This window comes from Bacillus sp. NMCC4 (assembly GCF_002998555.1).
In the GTDB taxonomy this organism is placed as follows: domain Bacteria; phylum Bacillota; class Bacilli; order Bacillales; family Bacillaceae; genus Bacillus.
This window is the reverse complement of sequence record NZ_PVRA01000003.1, coordinates 17962-34362: the sequence shown is the minus strand read 5'-3', so window position 1 is coordinate 34362 and position 16401 is coordinate 17962. Positions and strand designations below refer to the sequence as shown.

At 41.5% G+C, this 16401-nt stretch carries 20 protein-coding genes; 7 read left to right on the top strand and 13 right to left on the bottom strand.

Going from position 1 to position 16401, the window contains the following annotated elements; genetic code table 11:
* Nucleotides 1-41: 41 nt before the first annotated feature.
* Together sodA and C6Y02_RS07395 are read right to left on the bottom strand one after the other, a co-directional pair.
* Nucleotides 42-650 (bottom strand): superoxide dismutase SodA, encoded by a 609-nt coding sequence (gene sodA, locus C6Y02_RS07400; protein WP_007501264.1) that lies wholly within the window; start codon nucleotides 648-650, stop codon nucleotides 42-44.
* A 187-nt stretch (nucleotides 651-837) separates the two neighbouring features.
* Nucleotides 838-1323, bottom strand: coding sequence for a DUF456 domain-containing protein (locus C6Y02_RS07395; protein WP_060596679.1), 486 nt, complete (start codon nucleotides 1321-1323; stop codon nucleotides 838-840).
* A gap of 143 nt (nucleotides 1324-1466) precedes the next feature.
* Here C6Y02_RS07395 and C6Y02_RS07390 point away from each other — a divergent pair, with 143 nt between their 5' ends.
* Nucleotides 1467-2237 (top strand): DUF1189 domain-containing protein, encoded by a 771-nt coding sequence (locus C6Y02_RS07390; RefSeq protein ID WP_060596678.1) that lies wholly within the window; start codon nucleotides 1467-1469, stop codon nucleotides 2235-2237.
* 54 nt (nucleotides 2238-2291) lie between these two features.
* On the opposite strand, the gene C6Y02_RS07385 is transcribed toward C6Y02_RS07390, so the two are convergent.
* Entirely contained in the window at nucleotides 2292-2837 is a 546-nt protein-coding gene (locus C6Y02_RS07385; RefSeq protein WP_060596677.1) for a GNAT family N-acetyltransferase, read from the bottom strand.
* A gap of 205 nt (nucleotides 2838-3042) precedes the next feature.
* On the opposite strand from C6Y02_RS07385, the gene C6Y02_RS07380 reads away from it, so the two are divergent.
* Nucleotides 3043-3345, top strand: coding sequence for a hypothetical protein (locus tag C6Y02_RS07380; RefSeq protein WP_003217371.1), 303 nt, complete (start codon nucleotides 3043-3045; stop codon nucleotides 3343-3345).
* 105 nt (nucleotides 3346-3450) lie between these two features.
* Nucleotides 3451-4563 (top strand): flavodoxin-dependent (E)-4-hydroxy-3-methylbut-2-enyl-diphosphate synthase, encoded by a 1113-nt coding sequence (gene ispG, locus C6Y02_RS07375; protein ID WP_106030988.1) that lies wholly within the window; start codon nucleotides 3451-3453, stop codon nucleotides 4561-4563.
* A 43-nt stretch (nucleotides 4564-4606) separates the two neighbouring features.
* Here ispG and C6Y02_RS07370 read toward each other — a convergent pair whose 3' ends face one another.
* Nucleotides 4607-4969, bottom strand: a complete 363-nt coding sequence (locus C6Y02_RS07370) for a DUF308 domain-containing protein (protein WP_106030987.1) — start codon at nucleotides 4967-4969, stop codon at nucleotides 4607-4609.
* Between the two features lie 139 nt (nucleotides 4970-5108).
* Here C6Y02_RS07370 and C6Y02_RS07365 point away from each other — a divergent pair, with 139 nt between their 5' ends.
* Nucleotides 5109-5687 carry a 5' nucleotidase, NT5C type gene (locus tag C6Y02_RS07365; RefSeq protein ID WP_060596673.1) on the top strand — a complete coding sequence of 193 codons (579 nt, stop codon included), beginning with the start codon at nucleotides 5109-5111 and terminating at the stop codon, nucleotides 5685-5687.
* Between the two features lie 86 nt (nucleotides 5688-5773).
* On the opposite strand, the gene C6Y02_RS07360 is transcribed toward C6Y02_RS07365, so the two are convergent.
* From C6Y02_RS07360 to C6Y02_RS07340, 5 genes are all read right to left on the bottom strand, one after another.
* The gene (locus tag C6Y02_RS07360) at nucleotides 5774-6691 is read right to left on the bottom strand and encodes an ROK family protein (RefSeq protein ID WP_060596672.1); all 918 of its coding nucleotides are present in this window, start codon (nucleotides 6689-6691) and stop codon (nucleotides 5774-5776) included.
* A gap of 134 nt (nucleotides 6692-6825) precedes the next feature.
* Nucleotides 6826-7254: a zinc uptake transcriptional repressor Zur gene (gene zur / locus C6Y02_RS07355; RefSeq protein WP_012010595.1), complete on the bottom strand. Its 429-nt coding sequence runs from the start codon at nucleotides 7252-7254 to the stop codon at nucleotides 6826-6828.
* Nucleotides 7232-8092 carry a metal ABC transporter permease gene (locus C6Y02_RS07350; protein ID WP_060596671.1) on the bottom strand — a complete coding sequence of 287 codons (861 nt, stop codon included), beginning with the start codon at nucleotides 8090-8092 and terminating at the stop codon, nucleotides 7232-7234. Before C6Y02_RS07350 ends, zur begins: the two co-directional genes overlap by 23 nt.
* Entirely contained in the window at nucleotides 8092-8868 is a 777-nt protein-coding gene (locus C6Y02_RS07345) for a metal ABC transporter ATP-binding protein (protein WP_095285396.1), read from the bottom strand. The genes C6Y02_RS07350 and C6Y02_RS07345 overlap by 1 nt, the downstream gene beginning before the upstream one ends.
* 135 nt (nucleotides 8869-9003) lie before the next feature.
* The gene (locus C6Y02_RS07340; protein WP_106030986.1) at nucleotides 9004-9885 is read right to left on the bottom strand and encodes a YitT family protein; all 882 of its coding nucleotides are present in this window, start codon (nucleotides 9883-9885) and stop codon (nucleotides 9004-9006) included.
* Nucleotides 9886-10025: 140 nt separating this feature from the next.
* Between C6Y02_RS07340 and C6Y02_RS07335 the strand changes: the two genes are divergently transcribed.
* The gene (locus C6Y02_RS07335) at nucleotides 10026-10280 is read left to right on the top strand and encodes a DUF2624 domain-containing protein (protein ID WP_060596669.1); all 255 of its coding nucleotides are present in this window, start codon (nucleotides 10026-10028) and stop codon (nucleotides 10278-10280) included.
* Nucleotides 10281-10328: 48 nt separating this feature from the next.
* On the opposite strand, the gene C6Y02_RS07330 is transcribed toward C6Y02_RS07335, so the two are convergent.
* Both C6Y02_RS07330 and C6Y02_RS07325 read right to left on the bottom strand, forming a co-directional pair.
* The gene (locus tag C6Y02_RS07330) at nucleotides 10329-11222 is read right to left on the bottom strand and encodes a deoxyribonuclease IV (RefSeq protein WP_106030985.1); all 894 of its coding nucleotides are present in this window, start codon (nucleotides 11220-11222) and stop codon (nucleotides 10329-10331) included.
* A gap of 9 nt (nucleotides 11223-11231) precedes the next feature.
* On the bottom strand, nucleotides 11232-12551 hold the full coding sequence (locus tag C6Y02_RS07325) for a DEAD/DEAH box helicase (protein WP_060596668.1): 1320 nt from the start codon (nucleotides 12549-12551) through the stop codon (nucleotides 11232-11234).
* A gap of 155 nt (nucleotides 12552-12706) precedes the next feature.
* Between C6Y02_RS07325 and vrrA the strand changes: the two genes are divergently transcribed.
* Together vrrA and C6Y02_RS07315 are read left to right on the top strand one after the other, a co-directional pair.
* Complete coding sequence (gene vrrA / locus C6Y02_RS07320) at nucleotides 12707-13402, top strand: VrrA/YqfQ family protein (protein ID WP_066030649.1); 696 nt, start codon at nucleotides 12707-12709, stop codon at nucleotides 13400-13402.
* A gap of 157 nt (nucleotides 13403-13559) precedes the next feature.
* Nucleotides 13560-14504, top strand: coding sequence for a 4-hydroxy-3-methylbut-2-enyl diphosphate reductase (locus tag C6Y02_RS07315; protein ID WP_034661333.1), 945 nt, complete (start codon nucleotides 13560-13562; stop codon nucleotides 14502-14504).
* Between the two features lie 39 nt (nucleotides 14505-14543).
* On the opposite strand, the gene C6Y02_RS07310 is transcribed toward C6Y02_RS07315, so the two are convergent.
* Nucleotides 14544-15665, bottom strand: coding sequence for a Nif3-like dinuclear metal center hexameric protein (locus C6Y02_RS07310; protein WP_060596667.1), 1122 nt, complete (start codon nucleotides 15663-15665; stop codon nucleotides 14544-14546).
* Nucleotides 15658-16374: a tRNA (adenine(22)-N(1))-methyltransferase gene (locus C6Y02_RS07305; RefSeq protein ID WP_106030984.1), complete on the bottom strand. Its 717-nt coding sequence runs from the start codon at nucleotides 16372-16374 to the stop codon at nucleotides 15658-15660. Before C6Y02_RS07305 ends, C6Y02_RS07310 begins: the two co-directional genes overlap by 8 nt.
* Nucleotides 16375-16401: the final 27 nt, after the last annotated feature.

The following is a 16401-nucleotide window of genomic DNA, read 5'->3' as shown; positions in this document are numbered from 1 at the left end:
ACCTGCTTCTCTAAAGAGCAGGTCTTTTCAAATCGAATGATTTATTTAGCTTCGCTGTAAAGGCGAGCCACTTCATCCCAGTTCACAACATTCCAGAAAGCTGAAATGTAATCAGGACGACGGTTTTGGTAGTTTAGGTAGTAAGCATGCTCCCAAACGTCAAGTCCTAGAATTGGTGTTTTTCCTTCAGTTAAAGGAGAATCTTGGTTTGGCGTGCTTGTGATTTCAAGTTTGCCATTGTTCACAACAAGCCATGCCCAACCAGAACCAAAGCGTCCTGCAGCTGCTGCAGCGAAATCAGATTTGAATTTTTCAAATCCGCCTAATTCTTTTTCGATTGCATCTGCAAGTTCACCAGTTGGTGCGCCGCCACCGTTTGGTGAAAGAAGCGTCCAGAATAATGAGTGGTTAGCATGTCCTCCGCCATTGTTACGTACAGCTGTACGGATGTTTTCAGGCACAGAGTTTAGGTTAGCCACTAGCTCTTCGATTGATTGATCTTCAAGAGCTGATACACCTTCGATTGCTTTGTTTAAGTTTGTTACGTATGTGTTGTGGTGTTTTGTGTGGTGAATCGTCATTGTTTCCTTGTCGATATGTGGTTCTAATGCATCGTAAGCATATGGTAATTCTGGAAGTTTAAAAGCCATGGTTAAATTCCTCCTTAGAAATGTATGTACTGAAATGCTTCCTTAGGTCGTAAGCAAGCAATTCAACCTACTCAAAGAGTATCAAAAGAATTGGCTTGTTTCAATGTTATTGCTCATGATCTGAAACATTTCAGTGTTTATTTTGTATTTAGCCCTTTAGAAAAAGTTTTAAACTCCCTTTTTCTATTTAGCGAAGGACATAAAATAAAAAGATGCCCAGCATCAGCGCTTGAATCAATCCTTTGGCAAATACACCTGATATAAACCCGATTAATGAGCCTAATCCCACTTTCACACTCGTCTTCACATCTTTTTGATGAACAAGGAGCTCTGCAATGACACTTCCGATAAATGGACCAATGATAATTCCTGCAACGGGAATCACAAAAGGACCGACTAATAACCCAATGGTGCTTCCCCAAATAGCTGCACGACTGCCGCCAAAACGCTTGACCCCAATGAGGTTTGAGACATAATCTGCCGCAAATAATACCGCGGTAAACACGGCTTGAATGAGCCAGAACGTCAGTGTAAGCGGCTCGAAGCTGAAAAAGAAACCATATAGAATAAATCCGAGAACCATAAAGACCACGCTAGGGATAATTGGATAAACAAGTCCAACAAACGCAATGATAAATGCACAGATAACCAGAATCCAATACAGCACGTCCAAGTCACTGCCGCCTCCTTTTTATATGCTGTATACATTATGCCTCATTCCATCTATCTTAACCAGCGATGAAGGCCATACTTGTACTTGATAGATAGACATTGATACAATATGAGAAATAGAAAAGAATGTAGGAAGTGAATTGATTGAACGTATTTAAACTATTGTTAAAAGGCATTTATTCTCCAAAAGATATTGCTAAAGCACGGTTTACAGGGATTGGCAAAGCGATTTTATTCATTTTTATCCTTTCGATCATCGCAGCAGTTCCTCAGGGTTATCATATGAGTCAGGAGATCTCGAATGCGATGTCAGGATTTCAGCATGTGATCAAAAAAGATTTACCTGATTTCTCAATCGAAAAAGGAAAGCTTCAAGCGGATCAAAGTGAACCGATAGAAAAAGAAGAAAACGGCATTACGATCATTTTTGATCCTGCTGAAAAAATAAAAGCAAGTGAGCTTGAATCAAAGCAAACAGCCATCGCATTATTAAAAGAAAAAGCAGTGATTGCCATTGATGGCCAAATGACAGATATCCCGTATCAGCTGCTTGGTGGGACGCTGACAAAAGACGAACTTGCCCGCGTCACAAATCAGAATCAAGCGATTATTATCCCAGTCATCTGTGTGCTGCTGTATCTATCAACTGCGGCTCTCATGTTCATTAGCGCAACTTTCCTTGCGATGCTTGGTACATTTATTAAACGCATGCAGCAAAAAGAGCTGTCTTTCCAAATGCTTTGGAAACTCTCTGCTTATTCACTCACATTAACAACGGTCTTTTTCGCCATCATGAGTGCATTAAACACGCCTGTTGCGAATTCATTTTTATTAAATTGGGTCATTAACTTTATCTTCTTATACCTTGTCGTAAAGGAAATACCCGCTAAACATAAACCACTTGTCAAAAGTTAATGAGTAAATGAAAGCTCCCCCAACTTGGAGGAGCTTTTTATGTATGTTCATGCTCTATGATTCATCTGGATGAATCATCGCAAACAAATAATGATCCTCCCATACGCCATTAATCTTTACTTTTTTACGATTCAGTCCCTCATTTTCAAAACCTGTCTTTTCAAGCACACGAATGGAACCTATATTACCCGGCTTTACTCCAGCCTCAATACGATGAAGGTGCAGTTCATCAAAGGCATAATCGATGATTAAACGAATGGCTTCTGTCATATACCCTTTCCCGCCATGCTTTTCATCAAGTACATACCCCAGCCAAGCTCCTTCTATCGGGCCTCTTACGACAGAACTTAATGAGATCGTCCCAATTAAGGCATCTGTTTCATTTAAGAAAATACCATGCATGTAAGCTTCATCCCGTGCACATCTTTCCACACTGCGCTGAATTCGTTCAATTTGACGAGATAACGTGAAAAAATCATCTTTGACCAAAGGTGTAAATTGCTGAAAATATGAGCGATTCTCAAGTTCAAGTGTGAATAGTGATTGTGCATCATTTTCTGTTAGCGTTCTCACATATATATGCTGACTTAGTTTCTTCATAAACTCCCCCTTCTTTTATTTTATCATAATGGTCATAGAAGCTTGAAAAAAGCACCGCCAAGCGTAAAACAAAGTGTTTTTTCAATTCATTACAAGACTCACTAGAACTAACTAGAACCACGCTTTCCAGCTTTTCTCCTCATTTTGGTTCTATCATTTCAGGACATGCATAGACTGAAGTAAACTCTTAAAAGCGGTGAGTGAAATGCGGCGTATTATTTTTTTGCTAATCAGTTTGTTTGTCCTTTTTATTATCTTTTTTGATTTAAAAAATGGCACCATCCCTGTTGAAGAAGGTCCAGCTGTCCCTGCAAATGCCTTTCAAACACCTGAGAAAAAAGCATATAAGAATGTGACTGTGAAACAAGGTGAAACCGTCGTCTCTATCGTCCATACAAGCAAGCCACTTGATGAAGTCATTGAAGATTTTGAAGAGCTGAATCAAGGCGTCAAAGCAAACGAAATTCGGGCAGGCAGCACATATAAGTTTCCGGTGTATAAGAGATAAAACGTTAATTCCTTGTCATTCATACAAAGAGACTGTTACAATATGAACTGTAAAACAAGACGTACATGGCAAATGATTGCTTGTACACTAAGGAGCGATTGACAAGTGAGTGAAGTCACACATCGTACTAAAACGCGTCCCGTCAAAGTGGGACCTTTAACTATAGGTGGAAATAATGAAGTTGTCATCCAAAGTATGGCAACAACCAAAACACATGATGTCGAAGCGACAGTAGCTGAAATTAAGCGTCTTGAAGAAGCAGGCTGTCAAATCGTGCGTGTCGCATGCCCAGACGAGCGTGCAGCAAATGCGATTGCGGATATTAAAAAACAAATCAACATCCCGCTTGTTGTCGATATTCATTTTGACTACAAGCTTGCACTGAAAGCCATTGAAGCAGGTGCAGACAAAATTCGAATCAACCCAGGGAACATCGGAAGACGAGAAAAAGTCGAAGCTGTTGTGAAAGCAGCAAAAGAAAAAGGCATTCCAATCCGTATTGGGGTAAACGCCGGTTCATTAGAGAAAAAAATTCTTGATAAATACGGCTACCCAACAGCAGATGGTATGGTCGAAAGTGCACTGCACCACATTAAAATTCTAGAAGATCTAGATTTTCATGATATCATCGTCAGCATGAAAGCATCTGATGTTAACCTAGCAATTGAGGCGTACGAAAAAGCGGCAAAAGCGTTTGATTACCCTCTTCACCTTGGGATTACTGAATCAGGTACATTATTTGCAGGTACAGTCAAAAGTGCAGCTGGTCTCGGCGCTATTTTGAATATGGGGATTGGGAATACACTCCGCATTTCATTAAGTGCTGATCCAGTTGAGGAAGTAAAAGTAGCACGTGAACTGTTGAAATCATTTGGTCTTGCAGCAAATGCAGCCACACTGATCTCTTGCCCAACTTGCGGCCGAATTGAAATCGACCTCATAAGCATTGCAAATGAAGTCGAAGAATATATCTCCACGATTAAAGCACCGATTAAAGTAGCTGTTCTTGGTTGCGCTGTAAACGGTCCAGGTGAAGCGCGCGAAGCTGATATCGGAATTGCTGGAGCTAGAGGCGAAGGCCTATTGTTCCGTAAAGGTGAAATTGTTCGTAAAGTGCCAGAAGAAACAATGGTTGAAGAACTGAAAAAAGAAATCGATAAAATCGCTGAAGAGCATTATGCAAAAATGGAAGCTGAAAAAGAAAAAGCGAACGCATAACAAAAAACGCCTGACGTCACTGTCAGGCGTTTTCCTGTTCTTGTTAAAAGAACGGGGTGATAAATATGCCAAGGATGACGGAAACAATTCCGATCCCGATTGACCATGCGCCAAGCGCATGTGCTCCTTTTCTTCTTGCAATATAACCAACGACGATTGCCGCTACTCCTAATAGCACCGGCAAGACAAATAGTGAGATAATCGCAATTGCGAGTGCTGTATAGCCTATCCCCTTACTGCCTGAATCGTCACCTGCTTGGTCACGTTCTCGTCTGTCTACTCGATCTCTTGAAGCCTGATATGGCTCTGCAATTTCAGCAGCTGTTTCCTCTAGATAGCCATCATCATTACTAAAGTTTGTGTCGATTTCACGATTATTTCTTCTGAAATCTTCGTCTCTTTCCATGATCAATTCCCCCTTTTGGTTAATAGAAAGGAGCTTTTTTAGTATGAGCAAAAATGTCTGTTTCATGTTTGCTAAAACTTGCTGGAATTGTGAATTGATTATGTTACACTTTAAGAGTATAAAAATGAGGAGTGTGGGCATGTTACGTTTAGGAATTGATATAGATGGCACAGTGACGGCGCAGGACACCTTTGTTCCCTATTTAAATAAGTCGTTTCAATGTGCCATGACACTAGATGATATGACAGAATATGATTTGACGAAGCTTTTAAATATTTCTCAAGAAGAATTTTGGGGCTGGATGAATGAGCATGAGCCTCTTATATATAAACAGGCAAAGCCTGCTAAGGATGCAAAAGAGATTCTTGATCAAATGAAACATCAACACAGGCTGATTTATATTACAGCAAGAAGGCAGCATCACGCGGATATCACCTACGAGTGGTTTCACAAACACCACGTGCACTATGATGACATTGAGCTGGTTGGCGGTCATCATAAGCTCGAAGCTGTTCAAAAGCACAAGATTGATGTGTTTTTCGAGGATCATCATGGGAATGCTACGATGATTGCAAAAGAGGCTGACATTCCGGTTATTCTTTTTAACTCCCCTTATAATCAAATGCCCCTTGACGACAGGATTATACGCGTCAACAACTGGCAGGAAGCATCTCAATGGATCAAACAATACGAGCAGCGTTTGGAAACTGCTTATTAATGTAGAAAAGCCGATACTTTAATATATCGGCTTTTGATTGTGGACAAAGAATGCAAGGGTTTGTCTACATGCTGAAACCGATACGTTTAATGTATCGGCTTTTTTGATGGAACAAGCTGACCTTCTTTCATGAGAAAATGGTACAGTGCTCCCTTCATGCCTGCCTGATTCAAGTAGTAGCACGTTTCCAGCTTCACCTGAATATTCTTCCATGCATGCAGTGTATGTAAATGTTTCTCAATGCTTGATAGTAAATCCGGTCTTGCACTTACGCCGCCGCCTATGAGGATTTTCTCTGGATTAAGAACAGTTGCTACATTGTAAATGCCAATGGCGATTCGCTTATACCACTGATCCACCAGCTTCTCAATGGACGGATCGTGCTTTGCCTTTTCAAAAATTTCTTGACCGTCTATTTGAGTACTTTGCGGAATTCCTTGCTTTTCTTTATAGCTGCGAATTAATCCAGCCGTTGAAGCACTGCTGTTGAGTGTTGTAAATTGTCCATTTTCTGTCTCTGTCAGCATCATGCCAAATTCACCGCCGCGGAAGGAAGCCCCGCGCACAAGCTGACCGCCAGCGAAAAGACCACCGCCAACACCTGTCCCAATCGTCATACAAATAAAGCTGTCACAATCTTTCGCATGGCCACTATATTTTTCTGCAAGAGCTGCACAATTCGCATCATTTTCAACTTCAACACGAAGAGATGTTTTCTCTTCTAGCAGTGTTTTTACATTTTGGCCATTTAAGGCGATGATGGCTCCTGCAAATTCTGTATAACCTGTTTCACTGTCCACAAAACCCGGAAGACTAATAGCTATTCCGCTGACATCCGACGTTCTTTGATATTGCTTGACCACATCCGCCATAGCTTCTAAAAACGGTTCAAGCTGCCGGCAGTTCGTTTGATAGTCACCGCTCGTGACCAGCTCCCCATCCTGATCCATTAATCCATGTTTTGTTCTCGTCCCGCCTACATCGAACACGACATAATACGCCACTTTTGACCCCTCCCTTTACTCCAAAAGACGCAAATTGCTGCATCGTACCTTGTTCTCATTTTAATGAAACAGCCGCCCTTTGTAAAACGTTTTCAAAAAGACAAAAGAAAAAGCCAGCTCTGCGGCTGGCTTTTTCATGAGTGAACTTCCTTCGGTTCGCAGGAAGGACACGTTCCGTAGATTTCGAATTTATGTCCGCTAATGTGATAATCCTCTAAATCGGCGTCTAGCTTGTCCATAGGACAGGCATCGATCTCCTTTGTTTTACCGCATGCAAGACAAATAAAGTGATGGTGGTGATGAGAAAATGAGCATTTAAAACGAAAAAGCTTCTCCCCTGACAATTCCGTTGTTTCTAATATACCTAAGTCTTCATATAGCGATAAGTTTCGATATATCGTATCAAAGCTAAGACCCGGGTAGTCTTCACTTAGTGCCGTCAGCACATTTTTAGCGGTCAAATATTTATCAGAATCAGAAAACAATTGAAGCATATCTTCACGTTTGCTTGTATATTTGTAGCCTTTTTCCTTTAATAAATCAAGCGCTTCTTGTACGTTCATGATGATTCCCCCTTCTGAATTTTCCAATACTAATACATCCGATTAAAATCAAAATGGACAGCATCACAATGGTTCCGCCTGGCGCTAAATCTAGATAATAGCTTAAGATTAATCCGGCCAATACAGACAATTCACCGAACAAGATCGAAAGGAAGATCGCCTGTTTAAATCCTTTGGCAATGCGGATACTTGCCGCAACAGGAAGTGTCATGAGCGCGGAGACAAGCAGTGTGCCTACGATACGCATTGATGCCGCAATGACAAGTGCGACGACTAAGATAAAAATAAAATGAATCCATTTCGCTGAAATACCAGAAGCCTTTGCATGCTCTTCATCAAAAGAAAGTAAAAACAATTCTTTATATAAAAGCACGACAACTAACACAACAACGAGTGAAATCCCAACAATAATCCAAAGATCTAATCTCGAAACCGCACTGACACTTCCGAACAAATAACTAAACAAATCGGTATTAAAGCCATTCGCTAGTGAAATAAAGATGACGGAAATCCCGATACCACCTGATAAAATAATAGGAATCGCAAGCTCCTGATAATGCTTATACACGGAGCGCAGACGTTCAATAAACAATGAACCGGCAACAGAAAACGCCATCCCTAAGTACAGCGGGCTCACCCCTGTCAAGAGGCCAAACTTTTTATCAAGAAATAAGCTTGCTGCAATACCGGCAAGTGATACGTGACTGAGGGCATCTGCAATCAGCGAGAGCCTTCTCACGACGATAAATACACCAAGTAAGGGCGCAATAAAGCCGATCAGCATTCCTGCGATAAACGCATTTTGTAAAAATTCATAATGAAAAAATGGAAATAGCATTATTCATGTCCCCCATGATGGTGATGATCGTGATGAATCACTTGAATGTCATGTCCGTAAAATTGAGATAACGCTTGATCATCCATTGAATCAAACGTTTCTGCATCCCCGTGGAAATGAAGTGTCTGATTTAAGCAAGCCACATGGGTGACTTTATCAGAAACGGTGCCAACGTCATGTGTGACGAGAATTAAAGACATTCCTTTTTCTTTGTTCAATGTTTCAAGCAGCTGATAAAAGCCTTCTACTGTCCGCTGGTCTACCCCAACCGTCGGTTCATCTAAAATGAGCAGCTTTGGCTGACTGACGAGCGCACGGGCAATAAAAGCACGTTGCTGCTGACCGCCTGAAAGTTCACCGATGTTTTGGTGCTTTAAATCTTGTATGCCAACTGAGCGAATGGCATCCTCAACTTGCCATTTGTCCTGCTTGCTCATTCGTTTGAATAAACCAATTTTCGCCGTCAATCCACTTGCAACGACCTCGTAAACAGAAGCAGGGAAACCCGTATTAAAACTATTCGCCTTTTGAGAAACAAATCCAATTTGATCCCAGTCTCTAAATTTTGACGCAGGCGTGCCAAATAGCTTTAATTCACCTTGCTGTGGTTTAATGAGCCCAAGCAGGCATTTTAATAAGGTTGTTTTACCAGATCCATTCGGTCCAACAAGTGCTAGAAAGTTCCCTTCCTCTACTGTTAAATGAATGTGATCAATGACATTTCGCTGTCCATACGAGTACGAAATATCCTTCATTTCAATAATTGGCTTTGCCATGAATCTTTCCACCTTTAATCAATATAAAAAGAATGATTACGATTTATACAACAAAAAGAAAATGGCTTTTGCCATTTTCTCTGTCCATACATATATTTCATTATATAAAAGAAAGATTAAAAAGTAAAATAAAAGCTAATGAATGGCTGTTTTGAACTTACCGCCTTTTGTTTCATGCGTATCCATAATCGTAATAAATGCTTGACCATCAATTTCAAATACAATGGATTTTAGCTTTGTAATTTCAAGTCTTGTGACAACGGCGTAGATGACATCCTTTTCTTCATCTGTATAACCGCCTTTCCCTCTCAGCTTTGTCGTTCCCCTGCCAAGTCGATGAAGAATCGCATCTGAAATTTCATCATAATAATCTGACACGATAATGACAGCTTTTGTTTCATCAAGCCCTTGAATGACAGCATCAATTGTTTTCATTGCCAAATAATATGTCATGACAGAATACATAGCCTGCTCTGGTCCGAAGACAAAGCCTGCCCAAATAAAAATGAACACATTGACGATCATGACAAACTCACCGACGGAGAAAGGAATTTTTTTCGTCAGAAGAATTCCTAAGATCTCTGTTCCATCCATTGAGCCTCCATTACGGATGACAAGTCCAACACCAAAACCAAGTAATAGCCCGCCAAATACAGTGGCTAAGATCGGCTGATTTGTAAATGCCTCTACATGATGGAGTGAAGATTCAATCACGGCTAAGCTGACAATCCCAATCACAGTGGAAATGAGAAACGTTTTCCCAATATGTTTGTATCCTGATATCATAAATGGAATATTTAAAATGACAACAATCGTCGCAAAATTGATGAATGGGTTATCTGTAAAGAGATAATCCAAAATAAGCGAAATGCCGATGATGCCTCCATCAATAATATTGTTTGGCACTAAAAATAATTCAATGCTGACTGCTGCGCATGCAGATCCTACTAGAATCAGGAAAATTCTCAAAATAAAATGAGGCACTGATTCCTTTCTATGCTGTTTACTATTTGCCATACGTTCTCCCTTCTACACATGTTAAATTTTCAATAATCATTTTATTCACTTTACTATTTTATCATTTCACAGGGTAAAATAAAATTTTTTGCACATTTTCCGTTTTCGCCCATACATTGTTACAGAGGGGAGGAATGGAATTGATTTTAATTCAAAAAATTGTCCTGCAGCGGCTTAATCAGATCACAGCAAATGATCTGTTAAGGTATGCGAAACAGTATGGTGTCAGTTTAACGTCAAACCAAGCTGCCGAGGTGGCCAAACTCATGAATGGGAAAAACGTCAATATTTTTAATGATGCAGAGCGTAACCGGCTTCTTAAGCAAGTGGAAGCGATTACTTCTAAACAGACAGCTCAGACTGTCAATGATCTGTTTAATCAGTTTACAAGTTAAGCAAAAAAGGGCCGCATTTAGCGGCACCTCATGATGTTGTATGCTTTTTTACTGACCCTTAATTTTATCTAGTAAGCCTTCGTCAAATTGCTTTTCTTTCAGCATCGCAATTTCGAATTTGTAAGGTGGTTTTTTGTTCTTTTTATCTTCACCTACATAAGGCGTTTCTAAGATTTTGGGCACATCTTGAAGCTGCGGGTGATGCACAATATAGTTCAGTGCATCGAAGCCAATTTCACCAAAGCCGATATTTTCATGTCGGTCTTTTCTTGCGCCTTGTACGTTTTTACTGTCATTAATATGAAGAACCTTGATTCGGTCAATACCGACGATTCGATCAAATTCTTCTAACACCCCATCAAAGTCAGTCACAATCGGGTAACCAGCATCGTGTGTGTGACACGTATCAAAGCAGACAGAAAGTGCTTCGTTATGTGTCACTCCGTCGATAATTTGGGCAAGCTCTTCAAAGCTTCTTCCGCACTCTGATCCTTTGCCTGCCATTGTTTCAAGTGCAATTTGAACCTTTTGCCCTTTTACGATGACTTCGTTTAAACCTTCAATGATTTTTTGGATTCCTGCTTCTGGTCCTGCTCCGACATGTGCACCTGGGTGGAGAACAATCTGCCCTGCACCTAGCGCTTCTGTACGTTCAATCTCAGAGCGAAGGAAGTCCACGCCAAGCTCAAATGTCGCTGGATTGACGGTGTTCCCAATATTAATAATATACGGTGCATGTACGACGATATCTGTCATACCATGCTCTTTCATATGCGCTTGTCCAACTTCAATATTGAGGTCTTCAATTTTTTTGCGGCGCGTATTTTGCGGTGCACCTGTATAAATCATAAACGTATTCGAACCATAAGAGGCAGCTTCTTGACTCGCTGCAAGAAGCATATGTTTTCCGCTCATGGATACATGTGAACCAATCTTCAACAATGTTTCCCCCTACTTTCCATTACGCTTTGACTTTCTACGTTCCTGTCTCTTGATTTTGTCCATCTCACGTGTCATTTTCTTTTTATATCCAGGTTTGACGGCTTTCGGTTTTCTCACAAGACGCTTTGCTTTTTCTTCAATTTCATTAGGTGCTTTTTTACGTCTTTGACGCTTCAAGCGGTCATCTGCATCTCGCCATTCGCCATGAACAATGGTTTTGTTTTCAAACACAACGCCCATTTTCTCGATTTGAATGAGTGCATCCTCATCAGCAAGCTCATAAATAGTCATCGCAATTCCAGATGAACCAGCTCGAGCTGTTCTACCAACACGGTGAACATAAAAATCAAGATCAGATGGAAGTTCATAGTTGATCACGTGGCTGACGCCTTTAATATCAATTCCGCGGGCTGCAAGATCAGATGCCACAATATAAGTGAACTCTAAATCATCAATTTGTTTCATTACTTTTTTACGTTCGCGCGGCGTTAATCCGCCATGAAGCACTCCAACTTTCATTCCTTTTTCTTGTAGGAATGATGCGATTTCATCAACGGTTGTTTTTGTATTGGCAAAAATGATGCCTAAATAAGGCTGTACATTCGTCACCATTTCATGAAGCAATTTTAGCTTGTCACGCTGTTTAGATGGGACTAAAATATGCTGAATGTTTTCAGCTGTAATTCGTTTTGGTTCAACATGGGCATATTTTGGATTGTCCATATATTTTTTCAGGAACGGCTTTAGTTTTTCTGGAATAGTTGCTGAGAACACAAGCATTTGCAGCTGTTCTGGCATTTGTGAACCAATACGGTCCACATCTTCTAAAAATCCCATATCCAGCATTAAATCCGCTTCATCAATGACAAGAGATGTCGCTTTGTAAACATTCAGCGCCTGCTCATGAATGAGGTCAGCAATACGTCCAGGTGTACCGACGACCAAATGCGGCTGGGTTTTTAGCTTTTGAATGGATTTCTGCTTGTCCGTTCCGCCAATGTAAAGCTTTGCTTTCATCTCTTCTTCTGGAGAGGCATTCTTTAAAATCGTTTGGGCTTCTTTGAAAATTTGATTGGCTAATTCTCTTGTAGGTGCAGTAATCACAACTTGTACTTGCTCTTTGCTTGGATCAATTGAATGAATAAGCGGCAATAAGTACGCGTGAGTTTTTCCTGTTCCTGTTTGTGATTGACCAATCACGCTTTCTCCTTTTAACACAGCAGGGATGATTCTTTTTTGAATATCAGTTGGCTCATAAAAGCCCAGTTCATGAATAGCATCTATAATAAAAGGCTTTAATTCATATGTCGTAAATTTTGTTTCGTTCATGTTTTCACTCCTTAAGGCAATGCCTTTTTGCTCATCTCCTCATTATAGCTGATTTTCAGCAAAAAAACCATGTCCGCTTTTCTTACAGGAAACCAATTGATGCTTCCTTGCATAACCTATGAAGAGAAAGAGAATGCAGTAAGGGAGGTACAAGTATGTTAGGGCAAAAGCCTATGGGCGATTTTCAGCCGCACCGTCCCTCACGCCGGCATCTTGGAAATGGCGGACAACCCGGGATTTTTCAAAGAGGGCAGCAGCCTCCTATCGAACAGCCTTTTCAAGGGCAAGGCAATCAATTTCAGCAAATGATACCTCGCTCCCCGTCTGTACAGGGAGGCGGTATACGCGGAATGGGCGGAATGCCAGGAGGCGAAAGCCGTGCACTAGGCGGCGGCACAGGAATGAAAGGCATGCTCGCTAAATTTCTTCCTGGCGCAGGGGGAGCAGGGGTCTCTGGAGGTGGTGCGGGATTACAAGGAATCCAGAGCTTCACAAATCCTGCGACCCTCTCAAGCATGTTAGGAAATGTACAAAAAGTGCTCGGTATGGCGCAGCAATTTACGCCAATGATTCAGCAATACGGTCCTTTAGTAAGAAATCTGCCTGCGATGATTAAGCTGTACAGTCAGCTCGGCAGTGCGGATGATGAAACAGGCGAAGATGAAGAACCTAAAGAGATCGGCGAGGAAACAGAAGTGCCGCAAGAAGAAGCAGCACGAGATGATGAAATAGAAGAAAACAAAGAACCAGAGGACATCCTGGTCAAAAAAGCAGCTCCTCACACATCATCTGCTCCTGAAGCAAAACCGAAAAAAAGACCTGGCAGTTCTGTTCCAAAACTATATGTCTAGTGATCTTTTAACGGCGAAGTGTTCACTGCGTATAACAATCTTTGATATATGCGCTTACTTTGGCTATAATGGAAGCTAGAGAATGATAAAAAGCCGTTTTTTACGGCTTTTTATATTGTTCTTCTCTAGAAGCACTTCCCTACAGGAGGACGAATAAATGAATGTAATTAAAATTTCGCCGCGTGGCTATTGCTATGGCGTTGTGGATGCAATGGTCATTGCTAAAAATGCCGCACTTGATAAAAACTTGCCACGCCCAATTTATATATTAGGTATGATTGTGCACAACAAGCACGTGACAGATGCCTTCGAAGAAGATGGGATCTACACACTGGACGGACCAAACCGCATGGACATTTTAAAGCAGGTTGAAAGCGGAACAGTCATTTTCACCGCTCACGGCGTTTCACCTGAGGTTCGTCAAATTGCAGAAGAAAAAGGCCTTATCACCATTGATGCAACCTGTCCCGATGTAACGAAAACACATGAACTCATTTCAGAGAAAACAGCCGATGGATATGACATTATTTATATTGGGAAAAAGGGTCATCCTGAGCCAGAGGGAGCTGTCGGAGTAGCTCCTGACAAGGTGCATCTTGTCGAAACAGAAGCCGACATTGAGGCGCTCGATTTAACATCAGATAAACTGCTCATCACCAATCAGACGACGATGTCTCAGTGGGATGTTCACGATCTAATGGAGCTGATTAAAGAGAAATACCCTCATGTCGAGTACCATCAAGAAATTTGTCTTGCGACACAGGTACGTCAGGAAGCTGTTTCCGAGCAAGCTGGCCAAGCTGATCTTACCATTGTTGTCGGCGATCCAAAAAGTAATAACTCCAACCGTCTGGCACAAGTGTCCATGGAGATTGCTGGAACGCAGGCTTACCGTATTGGTGACCTAAGTGAGCTCAAGCTGGAGTGGCTGCAAGGCGTAAATACCGTTGCCGTTACTGCTGGTGCTTCAACACCAACACCTATTACAAAGGAAGTCATACGTTTCTTAGAAAACTACGAGCCGGATGATGAAGCAACTTGGAAGATTGAACGGTCGGTTCCTCTTTCGAAAATACTACCGCGCGTGAAAACAAAGAAATAAAGAAAACGTCAGAGCATAGCAGCTCTGACGTTTTTTTGTTTACATAAATTGAAATGGATTTGTGTTCGATTCAGAAACAAAGAGCTGTACATCATACTTTTTATCTGAACATAGCGATTGAAGCTTCGCCTTTACGCCCTCTTTCATAATCTTTTCTGCATAATGCCCTGGGTCCACTACGTTCAGCCCGAGCATCATGGCATCATGGGCGACATGGAAATAAAGATCCCCTGTCACATACACATCAGCACCCATTCTTTTCGCTTGATGAATGTATTTATTTCCGTCTCCGCCAAGCACAGCCACTTTTTTCACAACAGCGTCCTGATCACCTACAAAGCGAGCACCATTTACATCCAGCTTTGTCTTCACAAATCGTGTAAAATCTCCAAGGGTCATAGGCTCTCTTAGCTCCCCTATACGGCCAAGGCCTTTTTGAATAGGAGGAAGATCTGTCGTGTGTACACTATAAGCGACTTCTTCATAAGGATGTGCTTTGATCATTTCACGAATCACTTGTTTTTCTATACTTGCCGGGAAAATGGTTTCAATCCGCACTTCTTTGACAAATTCCAATTGACCGCTCTCACCAATGAACGGATCCGCATCTTCTGATGGCAAAAAGCTGCCTGTCCCCTCATTTGAAAACGCGCAATGGCTGTAGTTGCCAATATGGCCTGCGCCTGCATTTCCTAAAGCTGTACGGATGGCTTCTTCAAATTCCTGCGGGACATACAGGGCAAGCTGTTTGATTTGATCTTCATATGTCGGGACTAACACACTTGTTTCTTCAAGCTCTAAAGCCTCCGCAAGCAAGTCATTGACTCCTCCATCAGCCACATCTAAATTCGTATGTGCCACATATACCGCAATATCATGTTTGATGCATTTCTCAATGATCCGTCCAGCTGGCTGATCTGTCGCTACATGTTTTAACGGACGGAAGATCGGTGGATGGTGAGCAATAATGAGATCCACATTTCTTTCGATCGCCTCATCTACCACATTCTCTAATACATCCAAGGTGATCATGACATTGTTTACCTTTTTATTTAACGTCCCAATCTGGAGACCGATTTTGTCACCTTCTACGGCATATGCCTTTGGTGAAAATTGTTCAAATAATTGGATGATTTCATGTCCGTTTACTGTTTTAGCCAACAGTCAAAACCTCCTTTAGAATCTTTATTTTTACATGCAGCTCTTCAAGGCGCTCCTTATTCTCTTCTGCCCGCGCTGCCTGCTGAATTTGACTTTCTATTTTCTCCATATGCTGAAGCTCTTGCATCCACTTGCGCCGGAAGACGTCGTTTTGCTCTTTCGCAAGAAACGGACCAACTAGCATGCCTGTTTCAATCGACATCCCTTCATAGGCTTTATCTTTGTCGCCTTTTTCTGCGATCATGATTTCGTATATTTTGCCATCCTCTTCTAAAATGACTTCATCCATCAATTCATACCCCTCTTGATAGAGCCATAAACGAATGTGGTGAGCATGGATATTTGGCTGAAGAATGAGCCTCTCATGGCCTGCGAGCTTATGCTTGCCATCATTTAAAATGCTTGCGATGAGTGCTCCGCCCATACCTGCAATCGTGATAGCATTCACTTCGCCCTTTTCAATAACTTCAAGGCCATTGCCTTTTCTGACCGAGATCTGGTCATCTAATTCAAGTCTATGTACTTGCTGCTTCGCCGATTGAAGCGGTCCCTCAGTAATTTCACCAGCAATGGCTTTTACTGCTTTTTGATGCAGGATCGCATAGCATGGCAAATAGGCATGATCTGAGCCGATATCAGCAAAGACGGCCTCATGCGGTAAAAAGTCTGCGACTCTTTTTAATCGTTTTGATAAATTCATTTCATTCATACGTATCACTACTTTTCTTTAATGTTC

What these genes read in the sequence shown, in the direction of transcription:
- sodA (WP_007501264.1), bottom strand. Translation starts at nt 650, where the DNA reads ATGGCTTTTAAACTTCCAGAATTACCATATGCTTACGATGCATTAGAA.
- C6Y02_RS07385 (WP_060596677.1), bottom strand. Translation starts at nt 2,837, where the DNA reads ATGAAGAAACTAAGTCAGCATATATATGTGAGAACGCTAACAGAAAAT.
- C6Y02_RS07380 (WP_003217371.1), top strand. Translation starts at nt 3,043, where the DNA reads ATGCGGCGTATTATTTTTTTGCTAATCAGTTTGTTTGTCCTTTTTATT.
- C6Y02_RS07370 (WP_106030987.1), bottom strand. Translation starts at nt 4,969, where the DNA reads ATGGAAAGAGACGAAGATTTCAGAAGAAATAATCGTGAAATCGACACA.
- C6Y02_RS07365 (WP_060596673.1), top strand. Translation starts at nt 5,109, where the DNA reads ATGTTACGTTTAGGAATTGATATAGATGGCACAGTGACGGCGCAGGAC.
- zur (WP_012010595.1), bottom strand. Translation starts at nt 7,254, where the DNA reads ATGAACGTACAAGAAGCGCTTGATTTATTAAAGGAAAAAGGCTACAAA.
- C6Y02_RS07350 (WP_060596671.1), bottom strand. Translation starts at nt 8,092, where the DNA reads ATGCTATTTCCATTTTTTCATTATGAATTTTTACAAAATGCGTTTATC.
- C6Y02_RS07345 (WP_095285396.1), bottom strand. Translation starts at nt 8,868, where the DNA reads ATGGCAAAGCCAATTATTGAAATGAAGGATATTTCGTACTCGTATGGA.
- C6Y02_RS07340 (WP_106030986.1), bottom strand. Translation starts at nt 9,885, where the DNA reads ATGGCAAATAGTAAACAGCATAGAAAGGAATCAGTGCCTCATTTTATT.
- C6Y02_RS07325 (WP_060596668.1), bottom strand. Translation starts at nt 12,551, where the DNA reads ATGAACGAAACAAAATTTACGACATATGAATTAAAGCCTTTTATTATA.
- vrrA (WP_066030649.1), top strand. Translation starts at nt 12,707, where the DNA reads ATGTTAGGGCAAAAGCCTATGGGCGATTTTCAGCCGCACCGTCCCTCA.
- C6Y02_RS07315 (WP_034661333.1), top strand. Translation starts at nt 13,560, where the DNA reads ATGAATGTAATTAAAATTTCGCCGCGTGGCTATTGCTATGGCGTTGTG.
- C6Y02_RS07305 (WP_106030984.1), bottom strand. Translation starts at nt 16,374, where the DNA reads ATGAATGAAATGAATTTATCAAAACGATTAAAAAGAGTCGCAGACTTT.